Origin of the sequence: Barnesiella viscericola DSM 18177, from assembly GCF_000512915.1 — a bacterium.
GTDB lineage: Bacteria > Bacteroidota > Bacteroidia > Bacteroidales > Barnesiellaceae > Barnesiella > Barnesiella viscericola.
The window spans coordinates 2,771,020-2,788,737 of the sequence record NZ_CP007034.1 but is presented as its reverse complement, the minus strand read 5'-3'; the positions used below and the strand labels follow the sequence as shown (position 1 = coordinate 2,788,737).

The window sequence follows — 17,718 nt, the reverse complement described above, 5'->3', positions numbered from 1 at the left end:
AATCACCGAAACACTGACCTCACAGCAACGGAACTACCTCAAGACTCTTATAGCTGGAGAAAAGGCCATCAGTTCAACCGAAGTGATGCATCGCTATCAAATCTCTTCAACGACCTCAATATTCCACTCAAAGACTGCCCTTATCAAGAATGATATATTGGATAATAAGGCTTGTGAAATCTCGTTCCAGGACCCAATTTATGCCTATTGGTTGAAGGCTGAGTACTTCGCAAAACAATCATAATGTGGCCCTCAGGTTCAAGGCCATTTTTGTACCTTTTCACCCTAAAAATTCTCAAAATTCATAAGTTTTCGCAAAACAGGCTTTGATATTCAAGAAATTACACTTACTTTTACTTTCTAAAATGGAGGTACAAGCCGAGAATGGCGCTAGAAATCACTAACTTACACATTCTCAGATACTTGCCAACCTACTGGTTGTACCTTTTAGAGCGATATACTATTGATAATCAAAGATGTACACATACTGCATCGGCAAATGACGGCTTGTAAACAACCGTAACCAACCATAACCATTTAGAATAAAGTCGCTGTATATCAGCGACTTTTGTTTTTATGTACTTTCCAGGTGTCGTTTGGAGATCACAGATTTTCTCCATATTTTCCTACCATATTTCTACCGCGGAGCAAATTTCACGCAAGCCGAAATGTCACAGTGACGCATTAGTTGACGTGTGTTGACAATGGTTTACATGTGTGGACAGTTGGGGAAATTAGTATTTATGAGAAACGACAGAAAATAGAGGGAAAATATGGAGGTAAAAAGGATTTGTCAATGGTGCGGAAAACCCTTCATCGCCAAGAAAACGACGACTTGTTATTGCAGCCCGCAATGCTCGAAACGGGGCTACAAACACCGCATGATGGAGCGGAAGATGGAGCTGCGCCACATGCAGGAGATGCTGGAACTGCGCTCGTCGCTGGAGAAGCAGGAATACTTCACCTTTTCGCAGGCGGCACGTTTGATGGGCGTAAGCCGCCAGTATATCTACAAACTGGTCAAGGAGGAGAAGCTCCGCGCATCGCGGCTCAGCGGGAAGATGTCGTTGATACGGCGGGCCGACATCGAGCTCATGCTCAAAAGCAAGCCTTATGAGCGAATGGTCCCGAAGGAGGACTTCAAGATAACGGAATACTATACCGCCGAGGAGATTGCCCAAAAGTACAAGGTCAACGCCAAATGGGTATGGACCTACACGCGGCAGCACAAGGTCCCGAAAGTGAGAATCCGCCAGTTCAACTATTACAGCAAGAAGCATATCGACGCTGCCTTTGCCAAGTATGAGGTGGATTCCGACCTGACGGAGTGGTACACGCCCGAAGAGATCCAGGAGAAATACGGCATGACCCGCATCGCCATCCGCTCGCACGTCTACCGCAACAATATCCCCTCGAAAAAAGAGCACGGGCAGATATTCTACTCCAAACTCCACTTCGATCTTTCCAAGACTGCTGAACAGGAGAGCAAGGCGGAATATTACACCGTCAAGGAGGCAATGGAAAAATTCAACCTCTCCCGTGACTCAGTTTATAATATCCTACAGTTCCACCAGATTCCCCGAGAGAAGAACGGGCGCTTCGTCCGCTTCCTGAAAGTGGATTTTGACCGGGTGATGGGTGTCCGTAAGTAACTTGATTATAGGCTACCGTAAATTATTCCAAAATTAATCTTCACTGAAGGTGGTCTGCATGGTTACATTACAGTGATTTGCCAGCGAATTAATAACAACCATAAAAAATATAACATTATGAACGATTGTAAAACCGTAACATTAAGAACACGTCCTTTGAAAAACAGGATGCTGTCGTTTTATCTGGATTATTATCCTGGGTATAGAGACAAGGAAACAATGAAAGTTATCCGTCATGAATCGCTTGGCATCTATATATATGCCAATCCGAAGAACAAGCGGGAACAGGACTTCAACGAGGTAATGGCCGAGAAAGCTGAAGTCATCCGTTGCCGCAGGTTCGAGTCGGTAGTGAATGAACGGTATGATTTCTTCGACAAGTACAAACTCAAGGCTGATTTCCTGGAGTATTTCCGTAATCAGCTCCGTAAACATGACCCAAAGAGGGAATTTGTCTATCTCCATTTCAGCAACTTCGTGCATGGGAAATGTACTTTTGAGGAGCTCGACATTGATCTCTGCAACAAGTTCCGTGAGTACCTGTTGACGGCAAAGAAACTCAAGCGTAACGGACACATCACACGAAACTCCGCATCGGGATATTGGTCTACATTCAGGGGACTTCTGAAAATCCTCTACCGTAACGGGCTGATCCGCAACAACGTCAATGACTTCCTCGAAAAGATCGAGACCGAGGATGTAGTCAAGGATTATCTTTCAGTGGAAGAACTCTACAAGCTGGCCGAGACACCCTGCAAGAAGCCTGTGCTAAAGACGGCATCGCTCTTCTCGTGCATGACCAGTCTGCGCATCAGCGACATCCTCGCCCTCTGCTGGGAGGACATCGTGGACTATTCGGCCGGTGGCAAGTGCGTACACATCGTCACCAAGAAGAACCGCTCCGAGGACATCATCCCCATCAGCGAGGAAGCACTGGACCTGATCGGCTACAGCCCTGACAAGCGGGGAATGGTATTCAAAGGGTTACAGCGCTGCTGGACTCAAACTTACATGAAAGGGTGGATCCGTTCGGCTGGAATCACCAAGAAGATTACATTCCACTCCTATCGTAGGACATTTGCTACGCTGCAAGCGGCTGCCGGAACGGACATCCGCACCATACAAAGCATGATGGCTCACAAAAGTATAACCACAACCCAAAGGTATATGAAAGTAGTGGACAGCAACAAGCGTGAAGCCAGCAAGAAAATCACCCTGATGCGGAAAGACTGACAAGCATTTTGACCACCTGTTTTAGCGGATATAGTTTGATTTTGAGCGAAAAATCGGACTATATCCGTAATTTTTTGTGTAAAATCGGACGATTATAACTCATTATTTATCAGTATCTGGAATAACGCACATAACTTTGGCGTACAGTAATTCCAAATAGTGATAGAAGATGACAAATACAGAACAAATCCGAACTAAGAAAATAAGTTTTATCCTTGCGCTATCCGTTATCATTTTTGCGGCCATAGCCACTTATTTTACCCTTTGCCATGACATCAACATCATGCGCATAACAACTCCTGTAATTCTCGGACTGGCGACGTCCATCATATTGTGTGGAGTCCTGCAGAAATTTTTCTATAATTGGCTGACGAAAAATCCCACCCACTTCTCTTTTGGTGAACAATCCTCTCCTGTTATAGAATCAGAGAGCACCACAGAGCCTGTTTGTATTGCTGAAACACCGCCTACCGAACAACCGGCGGATTCTTCTAAACAGGAGTATGCTCCATCCCTACAGTCAAATCAAGAGCCTGTCATCCCCGATTGTTCCAATGAATCTCATTTGGAAAAGTATGATTCCATTCTGGAAGAACTCAAAGAGAAAGAACTGAAAAGGCAAGTAAAAGTTATGGATGCGATTCGGGAATATGTAACCATAAAGACTGCTCCCTATCTCTCCAAAGAGGCTATAGCGACTCTCATTTCCAATATTGAGTACATGGCTTGTGATCAGCCGGAGCTCTATAAACCGATTCGTTCCAATATTGACAATCCGCTACGGTCACCGGGACTTCGTCATCTGGCATGGAATGTCGGTGAACGATTGAGAGTACCATTGGCGAAAAGAGCCGTCTTTATCAAAGAATCATTCCCCTACGAACTTGAAAACGCGAGTCATGAATATCTCAGACTTAATTTGCGGGATCAGGTAGCAAGTCAGATTCCAATTGATGTACCTGAAAAGGGAGACTATCGCTTCCATTTGGCAACAGATAACGATGAGTCGTAACAAAAAACGTATGCAGATGAAATAATTAATCCGGTCTGTATTGTTCTGCAAAGCTTCATTGGGTTGGTTCGCAGCATGTTAAACGATTAAAAAGTTATAATATGAAAACAGACCAACTTACATTCAATGACTTGCCGGCAGTAGTCGGCGAACTTTGCGACCGGATAGCAAGCATGGAGAATCTGCTGACAGAAAAACTGTCCAAGCAGCATGAAGTCAAAGAAAACACGCACGTTCCCATGACCGTGCAGGAAGCTTGCGCCTATCTCAAAATGCCGTTATCGACATTTTATTACAAGGTCAAAAAAGATGATATTCCAGTCATCAAGCAAGGAAAACATCTATACATCTACCGGGATGAACTGGACAAATGGCTGGAATCCTCCCGAAAGAATCCGGCTCCGCAAACTTTCGAGGAAGAGAACGAAGCCATGCTCGCTTCCCATCGCCGTAAACCTAACCTTAAAAACTGGTAATGATGGAGAAGACGGACGAAACGATACCTTCACGTGAAGAACTGGCTGTTTATATAGAGGAAGCAGCCGTGAGCGTCACGAATAACTATGAAGAGGCGCCGGCGGTGTTGATGGTGGATGATGCTGTTATAGGCACATTGGGGAATTTCAGCGCTTCCATCGGGAAAGCCAAAAGCAAGAAGACATTCAACGTTTCGGCCATTGCCGCATCAGCATTGAGTGGCCGCACTGTTCTTCGTTACCGTTCCATGTTCCCCGAGAACAAGAGGAAGATTCTGTATATCGACACGGAACAGGGACGCCATCATTGTCAACAGGTACTGAAGCGCATCCTGCGTTTGGCGGAACTGCCGGATGACAAGGTGCCGGAAAATCTGATCATGTTGTCTCTGCGCAAGTTTGCACCAAGAGTGCGTCTGTTGATAGTCGAAGAAGCTATCGGCACCACACCTGATTTGGGTCTGGTCATTATAGATGGCATCCGTGATTTCCTTTACGACATCAATTCATCCAGTGAATCTACCGAAGTTATCTCGAAATTCATGCAGTGGACGGACGATAAACAAATCCATATCCATACTGTCCTGCATCAGAACAAGAATGATGAACATGCGCGTGGTCACATCGGCACGGAACTCAACAACAAGGCGGAAACCATCCTGCAGGTAGAAGTGGATAAAGAGGACAAAGCCATAAGCGTGGTCGAAGCCGTGCACATCCGGGACCGGGACTTTGAACCTTTCGCTTTCCGCATAAACGAAGACGTCCTGCCCGAACTGGTAGAACCATATCTGTCCAAAGAGAAGAAGAGCGGGCGACCGACCAAAGAACCGTTCGATCCGGAGAGGGAAATTCCTGAGCCTGTACATCGTGCTGCAGTGGATGCCGCTTTTGCCAATGGCAATATCGGCAGTTACGATGACTACCTGGAACGTCTGAAGGAAGCTTACGGATTGCACAATGTAAAGCTCGGCTACAACAAGGCGGTCAAGGTAGCCACCTTTCTTGGCAACAAGCGGATGGTCATAAAGGAGGGGAAAAATTATATTCTCAATCCGGAATGCCATTACTGAATACAACTTTACTTTATTGCTGGGGCGTATATATTAGAATAAAGCAAAGTCGGCAGGAAATCACCATGTGAGATACTTATTTTCTCCCCTCTTTTATTGGATAATATTATCCTGCATTTCATTGTCCAAGAGCCAATTCATTATACACATCCGATATGGCTTGCGGGGAAGCATAAACAGGTAACTGTTTCGAGATATGCCAAGGTATAACCTCACTGCGTTACGGTTGTACATTGGCGCTCTTGACTGCTCAGTTCCTTCGCCAGTACGGTACTCGCAAGCTCGCACCTTTTCAACCATTATAACAACGATTCAAATGAAAGAAGATATTGTCAATACATCAACTTCCCCGAAAGAAACAAGAAGCGTTTTTGTCGGGGCAAAAGTCACTCCCAGCCAGAGAGACCATATAAAATCACTGGCCGAACAATGCGGCATGACCGTAAGCGACTACATATTGTCATGTGCATATAACTTCAAGCCCAAAGCGAGGCTCACGAAAGAAGAGGCGGCACTGCTGCAGAATCTGGACAATTGTCGGTCTGATCTCGTAAAATATACCTCCGCACTTCATGGAATGTCCACAAAGCAGCGGATGGTAATGTTCAATCAGATTCCGTTCATGGTCGGCTGGCTCGGAGAACTTTCCAATGTTGCCGAAGGCGTCTACCAATTCCTGGAAGCCGTAAAGGAGAAAAATAGAATTCCGTCCAACCCTCAATCCGAAGAAAAATGATTGCAAAAGCCAAAGCCATATCTTACGGCATCAATGACCTTCGTTATATTACTGGCGAATCAAAACACAAGAAGCATCCGGAAAAAATATATCGGGTATTGGACAATCTGTTGCCCCCGGAACTGGACGCTATGGGAATATGGAACTCCATGCAGTTGACCCTTTCCCAGCATCGGCCGATAAAGAATTCCATAATCAGAATAGAGTTGAGTCCATCGCCTGAGCATACCAGTTTCTATGACATTGAGGACTGGCAAAAACTCTGGCACGAGTTCGCCGAAGAGTTCGATAAACAAACGATTACCGGCAAGGACGGTAAAGTCCGTTCCAGCCCGACCAATCTGGCAAACAGCAAATACACGGTTTACCTGCACATGGAATCCAAAGGGAAAGTTCCCCATCTACACGCCGCAATTTGCCGCTTTGATGAAAATGGGAACATCAACAATGACCATAACATTCATCTTCGGGCACAACGTGCAGCCGAGCGAGTTGCAGTGAAACGTGGCTGGAAGACTGCGGAAGAAATCCGAAGTCGCAACATTCCGGAAGTAAGCAGAGAGTGCATGGAGGTATTGAGAACCATGCCATCATGGTCATGGGAAGAATACAAGAAGGCACTTGCCCGGAGAGGCTATTCCGTATATGAACGGAAAGACAAGAAAGATGTTCTCCGTGGATATGCGATCCTCAAAGGAAATGCCAAATACAAGGCTTCCGAACTGGGAGTGGCCCGTAACCTGATGATTTCGAAACTTCCCCGTACGTGGCAAAAGCTCCACTACCGGGAGAGGCTTGCCGCTCAGGTCAATACTTCTCAAATCCATAGACCAGAACCTGTTAGAAGACCGACAACCGATATGGACGACTATACTCACTATCGTTCCGGCTCGGTGTCCTACACGCTTTCTTCCCATAGCGGGAGGGAACAGCGTTTCTATATTCCGGAGCGGGTGCTTGACTATTTCAACGATGAGTTCGACTATCGGGAGGTTGCCAACAGCAGTGAGCTGACCGACATAGCCGTAGCTATCTTTGTTGGTATGCTTGATACGCCAGCCATATCTGCCGGAGGTGGCGGCGGAGGTTCGCAAAGCAATCTCCCCTGGCGGGACAAGGACGATGACGACCTGCAATGGGCCCGTCGCTGCGCACGAACCGCTACCCTCCTATTGGGCAAGAAACCGAGAACAGGATTAAGACGATAAAGTCATGAAACAGTCATACAAAAAGCGGTCGCCTCGTGCGACCGCTTTTTGTATGACTGTCTTGTCGGATATGGGGAAAATTATTTTATAAATCTGGAAAATTTAATATGACAGACAATGAACCGTCACCCCCAGACTGCAACGGATGACCCCCTCGTTGCAGCCTGCAGTCTTTGCAGTTTTGCAGTTTCAGGGTTCTAAAAACAGGTATTTCCTGCAAGACTGCAGGAACTGCAAACTGCAAATGACGGTTTCCACTTGCAGGAATCCACAAAAGAGAGCATCATGAACGGATACAGATTCCATCTTCAGAAATACAGGCCGGGCAGCAAGACCGTCTGTCCGGAGTGCGGCAGGAAGTCCTGCTTTACCCGTTATATCGACGAGGCGGGAGAGATTTCCTTCCCTGACAACGTGGGCATCTGCGACCATATCAACAGTTGCGGCTACCACTATACCCCGAAGGAATACTTCCGGGACAATCCGGCTGTCAAAGAAAGATTGAATGGGCAGGAAAGGTTTGGCGGCACACCGATAGCTGCAAGACCGCCAGCAAGAGCATTGCCCGAACAGAAACCACGGATTTCTTTTCTTCCCTCTGATTGGGTGGAGCAATCCATGCGCAGGTACGACATCAACCCCTTGTACCGATACTTTCCCAAAGTGATGGGCAAGGAGAATGTGGACAAGCTATTCAGCCTATACAGGGTCGGTACCTCAAGGAGGTGGGGCGGTGCGACCGTATTCTGGCAGATAGACCGGAACAGCAACGTGCGTGCGGGCAAGATCATGGGCTACGATGCCGTAACCGGACACCGTATCAAGGAGCCTTTTAACCAAGTCAGCTGGGTGCATTCCGTGAGGAAGGTGCAGGATTTCAGGATGAAGCAGTGCCTGTTCGGAGAACATCTGCTGTCGGACACTTCCGCCGCCATGTCCGCCAAGCCCGTAGCCGTTGTCGAGAGCGAGAAGACGGCACTGGTCGCCGCCCTTTTCATCCCGGACTTCATCTGGCTTGCCACCGGAGGGATGCACGGGTGCTTCAACAGCGAGACCATGCAGGTATTGGGCGGCCGGGAGGTTGTCCTCTTCCCCGACCTCAAGGCGACGGAAGAATGGAGGCGACGGCTGCCGATGCTGGAATCCTTTTGCAGGCGTGCCACATGTTCCGATATGCTGGAGAGGATTGCGACCGGTGCGCAGCGTGAAGCCGGACTGGACATCGCAGACTTCCTCCTGATGGAGGACACGCCGCAGATGATCCTTCAACAGATGATAGAACGCAATCCCGTATTGCGGTCCCTCATCGACGCTTTCGGGCTTGAACTGATTGATGCGAAAAAAACGGAATGACAGGAAGGCACCGGACAGCTTGCTGTCCCAAGGGAAAGGGGTTGTAAAATCCCGTAGCTTATTAGGGCATTTTCACCGCCTCCACTCCGCGTCCGGCAGTCAAAAAGCCCATAAGCCGAGGGGCTCCCCTTCGGATTTAAGTATATGCCTCCGGCAATAAAACGGGATTTTACAACAGAAATGACAACCATAAAACGAACAGATATGAGCAATACACAATACGCGGTTTGCCACTTGCAGCGTGGCAGCGGTAATGACAGCGGAATGTCATGCCATATAGAAAGGAAGGATACCAAGGGAAAAATTTATGTGCCGGTCAATGCCAATGCGGACCGGACACATCTCAACCGTGAGCTGGTCAGGTTCCCCGAGGGAGTTTCCAATCGTACCGAGGCGATACAGCACCGCATCGACACGGCCGGGCTGCGCCGCAAGGTCGGTAAGAACCAGACAAAAGCCATCCGTATCATCCTGACCGGAACGCATGAGCAGATGATGAAGATTGCCAATGACGACAGACTGGACAGTTGGATCGATGCCAATCTCAAATGGCTAAAGGGGACCTTCGGCGAAGAGAACCTTGTATCGTGCGTACTGCACATGGACGAGAAGACTCCCCACCTGCACGCCACCATCGTTCCCATTGTAACCGGTGAGCGTATCCGCAGGAAGCGGGAGGGAGAGAGGAAGTACGAGACGAAATCCGGTCCCCGTTTGTCAGCGGATGATGTGATGCGACGCACCAAGCTTCATGAATACCAGAACAGTTACGCAGCAGCCATGAAACCGTTCGGGTTGCAGCGTGGGATTGTCGGCTCCACAGCCAAGCATCAGGCGAACTCAGAATACTACAGGCAGCAGGTAATCCAATATGAAGAGGATATAGCCAAGTTGCAGGTTGATGTGGAGAAGGCGCAGGAAGGCAGGAGCACCATCCTCGCGTGGTTCGGCAAGGGAGACCTTGCCAAGGCAAAAAAGGAACTTGCGGACAAGGACGGGCAGATTGCCGAACTTAATAGACAGATTAAGGCTCTTCAGGCAGAAAAGATCCGATTGCGGGAACAGCATAAATCAGAAATCAGGAAACTGCGAAACGGCTATCAAGTGGAGATAGACAAAGCCATCCGCAGGGCGGAAACCGCCGAACGGCAGTCAGAAGAGAAAGATGCCGTCATAGACAGGCAACGAAAGCTGATAGACCGGCTCGACCGGATGGCAAACCCTCAGCGTTACAGCCTCTCATCCGGTGCCGAGCTTGTCCGAATCAACGTGTCCAACTACCGAAATCCGTCGCTTCACATCTGGACACGGGTCGGAGAGGAGCTTTTTGAGGACACCAAGTTCCAGATAGACTATGATATGGCCCAAAGACATTTCAACGGCCAGATCACGGACGAGGAGTTTGTCAATGCCGTCTTCGAGCCGCAGGAACAGGTAAGCGGGAAGCAGGCCGAGCTGTTGGGAGCAGCTTTTACTCTTGCCGCTGGAGGTCCGGCAGAGGTTCATGTCGGTACTGGTTCTGGCGGCTCATCGTCTAATCTTCCATGGAGAGAACAGAAAAAAGGGAATAGAAGATAAAAACTAATTCAAAGTATGTTACGGAAAAACTTTAGCGTATAATTAGGGACTGTCGTAAAAAGAATAAAACTTTATAAAGAATTGATTGCTAATGTAATATAAAATCCGTATCTTAGCTAAAGATAAAAAGAATACCCCCAAGCGCCCTGGAAAAGCCAAATTTGGAGGTATCGCAAAAATTAATCTGCATGGCTAAGGTACAAAATTTCTCTGGAATATCACCCGATCTTCCTTTCACGGAGTTCGATTTTTATGAATTGCATAGGCAGACATTCGCGACTAGCGAGCTGGGAAAAATCAGGAAGAGGCTGCCGCTACGTGAGATGGCAGAGAACTTTGGACTGATAAGCAAGAGCATGAGAGCGAAGAAAGGACGAAAAACATACTTCACCCCGGAGGGCAAGGTTGCGCTGATGTTCCTGAAGATGTACACAGGTCTGAGCAGCCCGAAGTTGATGGAGCATCTTAACGGTAACGTCCACTATCAGCTCTTCTGCGATGTGAGAATAGACCCGATGCATCCTCTGACGAACTACAAACTTCTGGACGACGTGTTTTCGGAACTGGCCCGCGGGCTGAAGATCCAACAGCAGCAGGAGATACTGGCAAGAGCCTGGAAACCGTACATGAAGGACCTGGACACGATGTATACGGATGCGACCTGTTACGAGAGCGAGATGCACTATCCTACGGATCCGAAGCTTCTGTGGGAAGGAATAGAGAAGTCATATGAGATAATGTGCACTCTGAGTGCCAAGCTGAATGTGCACCGTCCGAGGACGAAGTACGTAGACGTAGAGAAGGCCAACCTGTCGTACAGGAAGCGGCGCAGGCATACGAAAGTCCAGACCAGGAAACTGACCAGACGCCTGCTCAACCTTTTGGGGAAGATACTGAAGGAGACCCGCACACTGGAGAGGGAGAATGCAGGTGCGGAGAAATTGCTGACAGCCAGACAGAAGAGCGATATTGAAATCATCACAAGGATGTACCGTCAGCAGAAGGCCCACTTCGAGAACAACAATCCTCGCGAGAGTGTCAAGGACAGGATAGTGAGCATCAGCAAGCCGTATGTGAGGCCGATCGTGAGAGGCAAGGAAGTGAAGAGCGTAGAGTTCGGTGCGAAGTGCAACAACATCCAGGTTGACGGACTCTCATTCATCGAGAAGCTGTCATTCAATGCCTTCAACGAGGGAACCAGGCTTACGCACTGCCTGAAGATGCACCGAAAGCTCTTCGGTGTGGACGCGAAGAAGGTCGGAGGAGATGCAGGCTATGCCGGCAGCGCCAACAGGGGGTACTGCAAGGATAGAGGAATACAGACGTCATTCGTCAAGCGTGGCCGTCCGTCCTTGGAAAAGAAAGAGAACGACATCATCCGCAACGAGCTGGCGAGGGTGAGGGCAACGAGGATGGAAGGCTCGTTCGGAACGCAGAAGGAACACTATGGCCTGAAACGCATCAAGGCAAGGACGAAGTTGACCGAAATCCTGTACATCTTCTTTGGCATCCACACGGCGAATGCAGTACAGCTCGTCCGGCGGGAAGTCAACGAAATTGCCCAGGCTGCCTGATGTTCGAGGTGAGTGAGAAACGGCCCTTTCACTGGAGTATTGGCTCCAGTTGGGTCCAAAAATGAAAAAAGGGGCTCCGAAACGGAGCCGAAAATATAAAAAGAAGAGTTCGATCGGAAAAATTACCGGGACAGTCTGCCGATTGACTCATAATGACGGAATTAAACGACTGTCCCTATTTTAAATAAGAGACCGGTCCAACTATTATTGGGCCGGTCTCTGTTTTATTCATCAAAGTTTGTTGTTCCCTTGATTATTTGCATTTTATTGTAATGCAACTTGTTGGGCAAAAACTTTTCCATTGCAGCTGATTTTGAATATATATATTCCAGTTGCACTATTATTGCTTATTGTAAAACTATTTGTTTTATTCTGTGCAGAATATACAATTTTTCCATCGAGGCTTATTAGTTGTACGTTGTCAGCTGAATATCCGTCAATCATGGAAACGTGTACCTCATTTCCTGATACATTATAATGAAAATACTTGTCAGTTTCAAGCATGTCTACTTTGGTGGAGGTCGGTTCGAAGCGCGCTGAAATAGTCTCATAGAAAGTATTTACTGTAATAGTGTAAATGCCTTGTTTGTCACTATCAACAATCCATTTGGTGTCGTTTCCGCCGATTCTGAAACTTGTTGATTCGAGTATTTTTTCATTTTCAGTATATGGGTGTAGACTGTATGGATCCCAAGTTCTTTGTCCAAGAATTTTGAATTCGTTGCTTCCGACATTTTCAGGACGTATTTTTAATTCACCTGTGAATACAAACTGGTCTGGATTGTTGGTATCCTTTGTAAAAGGGATGGCAGAGTCAACATTCCAGCCGCATTCGGTTGCACCTCCTACGATATACAACATTTCCGGTGATTTGTATATTTCTGCATTTACTTCTTTTGCAACCAGGTCTATTTTTATTTTATAAGCAGGATCTGCAACCATGACGTTCCATCCAGGTTGTTTTGAGTCTGTTGTTGTTGTCAGAGTTGTTTTGCCTGTAATGTCCATTGCTTCTTCAGAAGGAATGATATATTCTGTTGTTTCGTCTGGTGTCGGGGTTGTCATTATTTTAAGTTCTCCTTGCTGTAGTTCGCCGTTGTAAGCGAAATTGGCTACTCCATAAATTTTTGATAATTTTACAGTTCCTTCTGGAATAGCTGTTCCAGTTATCCATAATTCTTCCGGTATTTCGACATTGGCCTTTTCAACTACCATGGTAAGTTTCTTCAAATCGACGGTAACTGTATAAAACCCGGATTCTGATAACATGAATTTATGGTCATTGCCGCTTTCATTATATACGAGGTTATGAGATTTGCCGAGTTCAATAGGCTCATTTTCTGTTGGAGCATTAAAAGATGGTTGCCAAGTTCCCAAAGTGTTGATGAATTTGAAGTCACTTGCTTTCAACGGACCTGTCCAAGTGAAAATGGCGTTTTCTTCAGTTGTGGAAACCGGTGTCATGTATTCTGCCTTATTATTATCCCATTCGTTAGGTGCTGCACCTCCAATAAGATAGACTTGGGTGTAATTTTGGGCCGCTACTTTTAAGAAAAGTAAGGCAAGGATAAGCATTAGTGATATACGTTTCATAGCGTTAATTTTTAATAGTTAGTAAATGTGTTTTTGATTAAAATTATAAAGTCTTAAAGAATAATTTTTTGTGTTTGAATATGATTATCGTAAGTCAGTTGAACAATGCATAATCCGTCTGAAGGTATTGTTGATAAATCAAGCAGGATATTTCGGGCGTCTTTGAAATGGTCTGACAATAGGTTTTTTCCCATAACATCGAATAGACTTACGTGTATATTATTGCAATTTTTGTCGAGAGAAACTTGCATTTGTCGGCTATCGCTTGAGTAGGAAATGACAGCTTGTTTGGATTCCTTTATGTCGTTAATAGAACTCATGCCGTGTGTTACAACTATTTTTGTTTCCTGATCACATGCAATTTTAGGAAGGTAAATTATGGCTGTACGTTTTGCGCTGTCATATTTCCAAGTACCAGGCTTTTCATCGTTTGCATAAGTATATGTAAGGCCGTTGACAACTACATTCTCAGGCTTATTGACGGCTAATAATTCAATATCGTAGCTACGTTCATTAAGCATTCCGTTGAAATATCCTTCGATAGGGTGAATTGTATATATACCCTCATTCCCATTTTTTTCTTGGGTAATAGGTGTAAAGGTAAATGCTCCGTTTTCATAATTGTCATTATCATTTTCATCCTCGTAATAGCGTAATTCACCTTTTGAACCCGGGATGAATTTTAATATCAATTTGTCAGGACGGCTTTTCAAATCCATTAATTCGGGGAAATATGGAATGATGGCACCTTCTTTAATATAGTGAGGTATGTCACTTTGTGTAAATGTACGGGTATAAGACTGGTTACCTTCTAAGATTTCACCAGAACAAACTTCATACCATTTACCTTCTGGTAACCATATCGTTTTACTTATAGTTCCGTCTGCATCTGCAGCTTTTACAATTGGAGCTGCTAAAATATCATTACCAAACATATATTCATCATCGTGCTTATATGCTTCGTTGTTTTCTGGCCATTCATAATATAATGGACGGCAGAGGGAAATACCTGTGTCGTAGGAAACGCGTGCTTGTGTATATATATAGGGTACCATTGCGTATCTAAGTTTTACCGCTTCGCGCATTAATGGATAGTTGGGATATTTCCACATTCGGCGTTCGACGTCCGGATTGTTTGAACTATGTGTACGGATTATTGGGGAAAAAACACCAAATTGGATCCAGCGTAAAAATAACTCGGGATTGTTTTCTCCGTTTTGATGGTGTCCGCCTATATCATGACTCCAGTATCCGTAACCGACGTTGGAAGCTGTAGATGTGAAGTATGTTTCAAATTTTAGAGTTTCGAATGATGTGTGGGAGTCTCCTGAGAAACCTATCTGATAACGATGACTGCCCAATCCTCCCCAACGGTGGAAAATTATCGGACGGGCTTGTCCTTTTGCTTTCATGTCATTGTAAAATACATGATTGCACCAAAATGTGTTACTGAGTTTTTCTTCGTTTTCTGCAAGCAGCCATTGTTGCCAGTCAAGCCACCAAAAGTCAACTCCTATATTTTCATGTGGGCGGATTATGTTTTTAAAAAAGGCTTTATAAAAATCTTCATTTTCCAAATTCCATCGAATAGTACCATCTTCATTGATGATGCTGTCGGCAGTCAAATCCATACCTCTTGATTGAAGGTCATTGTAAAGTGCCTGATAATTATCTTCATAAGGGGCTATTCCATAAGCTGGGTGAAGGTTCAATGTGGCTTTAAGTTTCTTTTCGTGTAGCCAGTTTAACAATCCTTTAGGATCTGGAATCAAACGTGTGTTCCAACTCCATCCGGTCCATCCACCTTTTCCTCCGTCAAGTTCACTTCCTGAGTAGTGCCAATCCATGTCGATGACCATGACATCTTGCGGCAGGCCGTTTTCTTCCATTTCTAAAGTCAGATTCTTATAATCATCTGCACTATAGTCTTCATATTTTGAATACCAGTAACCGAATGCATACATTGGTGGCATAGGAATTTTTCCGGCTATGCGAGTGAAGTCATAAAGAGCTTTTTTGTAGTTGTGTCCATATCCCATGAAATACCAGTCCATTGCAGGCGGATCCTGACGTTGAGATACCCAGTCAACACCATCTTCACGCTTATCTAACATTAGGCTGATGCCTCCATCTGCTCGTTCAGCTGTCTCATCAATTACGTACCATCCCGAACGGGAAAGAAGTCCGTCTTCCATCTCCGCACGTTTGTTTTCTCCGTCGGCACCATCAAGCGTGCGCATTGTTCCCTTTAGGTTTAATGGGTCTTTTTTCCAAGGATACCAGACGACAGTCTGTCCATCCACCTCAAATGTAATTTTTAAATTTTTAGAGCTGGCTGGATTGAATGTGCCAGGAAAACTGTTTAAGCGATATTGTAATAATAGTTTTTCTGTTTTGATGTATAGGAATTCTTCGTCTTCCCATGTTTCATATTCTGGAACAGGTAAACGACGATTTATCACAGTAAATGAAGCACGGTCTTCAAAGATTTGTTTGTCACTCCATTCTATACGAATCATTTCAGGGGTTAGAATTGTAAAGCGCATATCCCCAGATCGGACAATAGCTTTTGGATCTGCTACAGGATTGTTCTCTGCTGCTAATATTTGCAGAAATGAAAGAATAAAAAATACACAGATAAGTAAAAGATTTTTCATGTTTTTAGTTTCTTGTTAGTGTTTAAAGTGATGTGTTTATGCAAATATAATTAGAGCAGAAAGGATTGTAAAACAAGAGTAGGAATAAAGTAGTAGAATTAAATGTTAATTACAAGATAAACAGTGAATTATGTTTTTAATTCATTATAAAAAAGTAGAGTTCGGTTGCGTATTTATTGCGATTGTTTCTTTGAAAACATACGTAACAAACATTTTTGATTTAGTTGTTTGATTTTTTAGTTCTGCAAGCGTTAACGGCTGTGAAAACTTGCCGTGTCGGGTATTTTTTGCACACTTCTTGCCGGAGTGTGTTGCACACATGGAACGCAAATGTGTAATATAGAATAACTTATGCAATTTTTTTGCCCGAGCCGGCTACAATCTGCGAAATTATTTCCTAATTTTGCGAGAGTCCTTAAGGAAAGGACGTGTAAAACCATTAAAAAAGAAACGCTATGAGTCATATTGAAGAAGTGGCAAACCGTCTTAAAGGTTTGCGCGACGCGCTGGGGCTGACGATTGCCGAAATGGCGTCGGCTTGCAGTGTGGACGAAGAACTATATAAGAAATTTGAATCAGCGGAAGCCGACATTCCTGTCAGGACTATGGGTATGCTCACGGAAAATGATTTCCTTCATTTTTTCTACCTGTTCCGGATATTTTGATGCCAAATCAACATCTTCGTGAAGATCGGTTGCCAAATTATACAGGTGAGGAACGCCTTTTTTCACAATCAATTTCCAGTCGCCCTGACGTACGGCAATCTGGTCGGTTTCATTAAATTCCCAATATAGGAAATCATGTTCCGCCTGTTTTCCTTTCCCGAGCAATGTGGGAGCGAATGAAATTCCATCAAAATAGTGTACCGCCAGCAGAAGGCCCACTTCGAGAACAACAATTCTCGCGAGAGTGTCAAGGACAGGATAGTGAGCATCAGCAAGCCGTATGTGAGGCCGATCGTGAGAGGCAAGGAAGTGAAGAGCGTAGAGTTCGGTGCGAAGTGCAACAATATCCAGGTTGACGGACTCTCATTCATCGAGAAGCTGTCATTCAATGCCTTCAACGAGGGAACCAGGCTTACGCACTGCCTGAAGATGCACCGAAAGCTCTTCGGTGTGGACGCGAAGAAGGTCGGAGGAGATGCAGGCTATGCCGGCAGCGCCAACAGGGGGTACTGCAAGGATAGAGGAATACAGACGTCATTCGTCAAGCGTGGCCGTCCGTCCTTGGAAAAGAAAGAGAACGACATCATCCGCAACGAGCTGGCGAGGGTGAGGGCAACGAGGATGGAAGGCTCGTTCGGAACGCAGAAGGAACACTATGGTCTGAAACGCATCAAGGCAAGGACGAAGTTGACCGAAATCCTGTACATCTTCTTTGGCATCCACACGGCGAATGCAGTACAGCTCGTCCGGCGGGAAGTCAACGAAATTGCTCAGGCTGCCTGATGTTCGAGGTGAGTGAGAAACGGCCCTTTCACTGGAGTATTGGCTCCAGTTGGGTCCAAAAATGAAAAAAGGGGCTCCGAAACGGAGCCGAAAATATAAAAAGATGAGTTCGATCGGAAAAATTA

Annotated in this window: 14 protein-coding genes and 1 pseudogene; 12 read left to right on the top strand and 3 right to left on the bottom strand. The window is 45.6% G+C overall.

Features of this window, described 5'->3' with window-relative positions; genetic code table 11:
• Positions 1-773 precede the first annotated feature (773 nt).
• The 10 genes from BARVI_RS11595 to BARVI_RS11550 all read left to right on the top strand — a co-directional run bounded on the left by BARVI_RS11595 (position 774) and on the right by BARVI_RS11550 (position 11,895).
• Entirely contained in the window at positions 774-1,652 is an 879-nt protein-coding gene (locus tag BARVI_RS11595) for a helix-turn-helix domain-containing protein (protein WP_025279399.1), read from the top strand.
• Positions 1,653-1,769: 117 nt separating this feature from the next.
• Positions 1,770-2,885 (top strand): tyrosine-type recombinase/integrase, encoded by a 1,116-nt coding sequence (locus tag BARVI_RS11590; RefSeq protein WP_038534382.1) that lies wholly within the window; start codon positions 1,770-1,772, stop codon positions 2,883-2,885.
• A 169-nt stretch (positions 2,886-3,054) separates the two neighbouring features.
• Complete coding sequence (locus tag BARVI_RS11585) at positions 3,055-3,897, top strand: hypothetical protein (protein WP_025279397.1); 843 nt, start codon at positions 3,055-3,057, stop codon at positions 3,895-3,897.
• Positions 3,898-3,998: 101 nt separating this feature from the next.
• Entirely contained in the window at positions 3,999-4,373 is a 375-nt protein-coding gene (locus BARVI_RS11580) for a helix-turn-helix domain-containing protein (protein ID WP_021891432.1), read from the top strand.
• Positions 4,374-4,375: 2 nt separating this feature from the next.
• Positions 4,376-5,446, top strand: a complete 1,071-nt coding sequence (locus BARVI_RS11575; RefSeq protein WP_025279396.1) for an AAA family ATPase — start codon at positions 4,376-4,378, stop codon at positions 5,444-5,446.
• A gap of 316 nt (positions 5,447-5,762) precedes the next feature.
• The gene (locus tag BARVI_RS11570; protein WP_025279395.1) at positions 5,763-6,182 is read left to right on the top strand and encodes a plasmid mobilization protein; all 420 of its coding nucleotides are present in this window, start codon (positions 5,763-5,765) and stop codon (positions 6,180-6,182) included.
• Positions 6,179-7,390, top strand: a complete 1,212-nt coding sequence (locus tag BARVI_RS11565) for a relaxase family protein (RefSeq protein WP_025279394.1) — start codon at positions 6,179-6,181, stop codon at positions 7,388-7,390. Before BARVI_RS11570 ends, BARVI_RS11565 begins: the two co-directional genes overlap by 4 nt.
• A gap of 285 nt (positions 7,391-7,675) precedes the next feature.
• Positions 7,676-8,743: a DUF6371 domain-containing protein gene (locus tag BARVI_RS11560; protein WP_025277661.1), complete on the top strand. Its 1,068-nt coding sequence runs from the start codon at positions 7,676-7,678 to the stop codon at positions 8,741-8,743.
• A 204-nt stretch (positions 8,744-8,947) separates the two neighbouring features.
• The gene (gene mobV, locus BARVI_RS11555; protein WP_025277662.1) at positions 8,948-10,321 is read left to right on the top strand and encodes a MobV family relaxase; all 1,374 of its coding nucleotides are present in this window, start codon (positions 8,948-8,950) and stop codon (positions 10,319-10,321) included.
• 188 nt (positions 10,322-10,509) lie between these two features.
• Positions 10,510-11,895 carry a transposase gene (locus BARVI_RS11550; RefSeq protein ID WP_025277946.1) on the top strand — a complete coding sequence of 462 codons (1,386 nt, stop codon included), beginning with the start codon at positions 10,510-10,512 and terminating at the stop codon, positions 11,893-11,895.
• Positions 11,896-12,159: 264 nt separating this feature from the next.
• Here BARVI_RS11550 and BARVI_RS11545 read toward each other — a convergent pair whose 3' ends face one another.
• Positions 12,160-13,488 carry a SusF/SusE family outer membrane protein gene (locus tag BARVI_RS11545; RefSeq protein ID WP_084547054.1) on the bottom strand — a complete coding sequence of 443 codons (1,329 nt, stop codon included), beginning with the start codon at positions 13,486-13,488 and terminating at the stop codon, positions 12,160-12,162.
• Between the two features lie 53 nt (positions 13,489-13,541).
• On the bottom strand, positions 13,542-16,145 hold the full coding sequence (locus BARVI_RS11540) for a TIM-barrel domain-containing protein (protein WP_025279392.1): 2,604 nt from the start codon (positions 16,143-16,145) through the stop codon (positions 13,542-13,544).
• Between the two features lie 455 nt (positions 16,146-16,600).
• On the opposite strand from BARVI_RS11540, the gene BARVI_RS13405 reads away from it, so the two are divergent.
• Positions 16,601-16,810, top strand: a complete 210-nt coding sequence (locus BARVI_RS13405; RefSeq protein ID WP_025279391.1) for a helix-turn-helix domain-containing protein — start codon at positions 16,601-16,603, stop codon at positions 16,808-16,810.
• On the opposite strand, the pseudogene BARVI_RS13535 reads toward BARVI_RS13405, so the two are convergent.
• Positions 16,721-17,011 (bottom strand): annotated as a pseudogene (locus tag BARVI_RS13535) (arylsulfatase); the annotation flags it as partial. The gene BARVI_RS13405 and the pseudogene BARVI_RS13535 overlap by 90 nt on opposite strands.
• 228 nt (positions 17,012-17,239) lie before the next feature.
• Between BARVI_RS13535 and BARVI_RS13685 the strand changes: the two are divergent.
• Positions 17,240-17,593, top strand: a complete 354-nt coding sequence (locus tag BARVI_RS13685) for a transposase (RefSeq protein ID WP_394330834.1) — start codon at positions 17,240-17,242, stop codon at positions 17,591-17,593.
• Positions 17,594-17,718 lie beyond the last annotated feature (125 nt).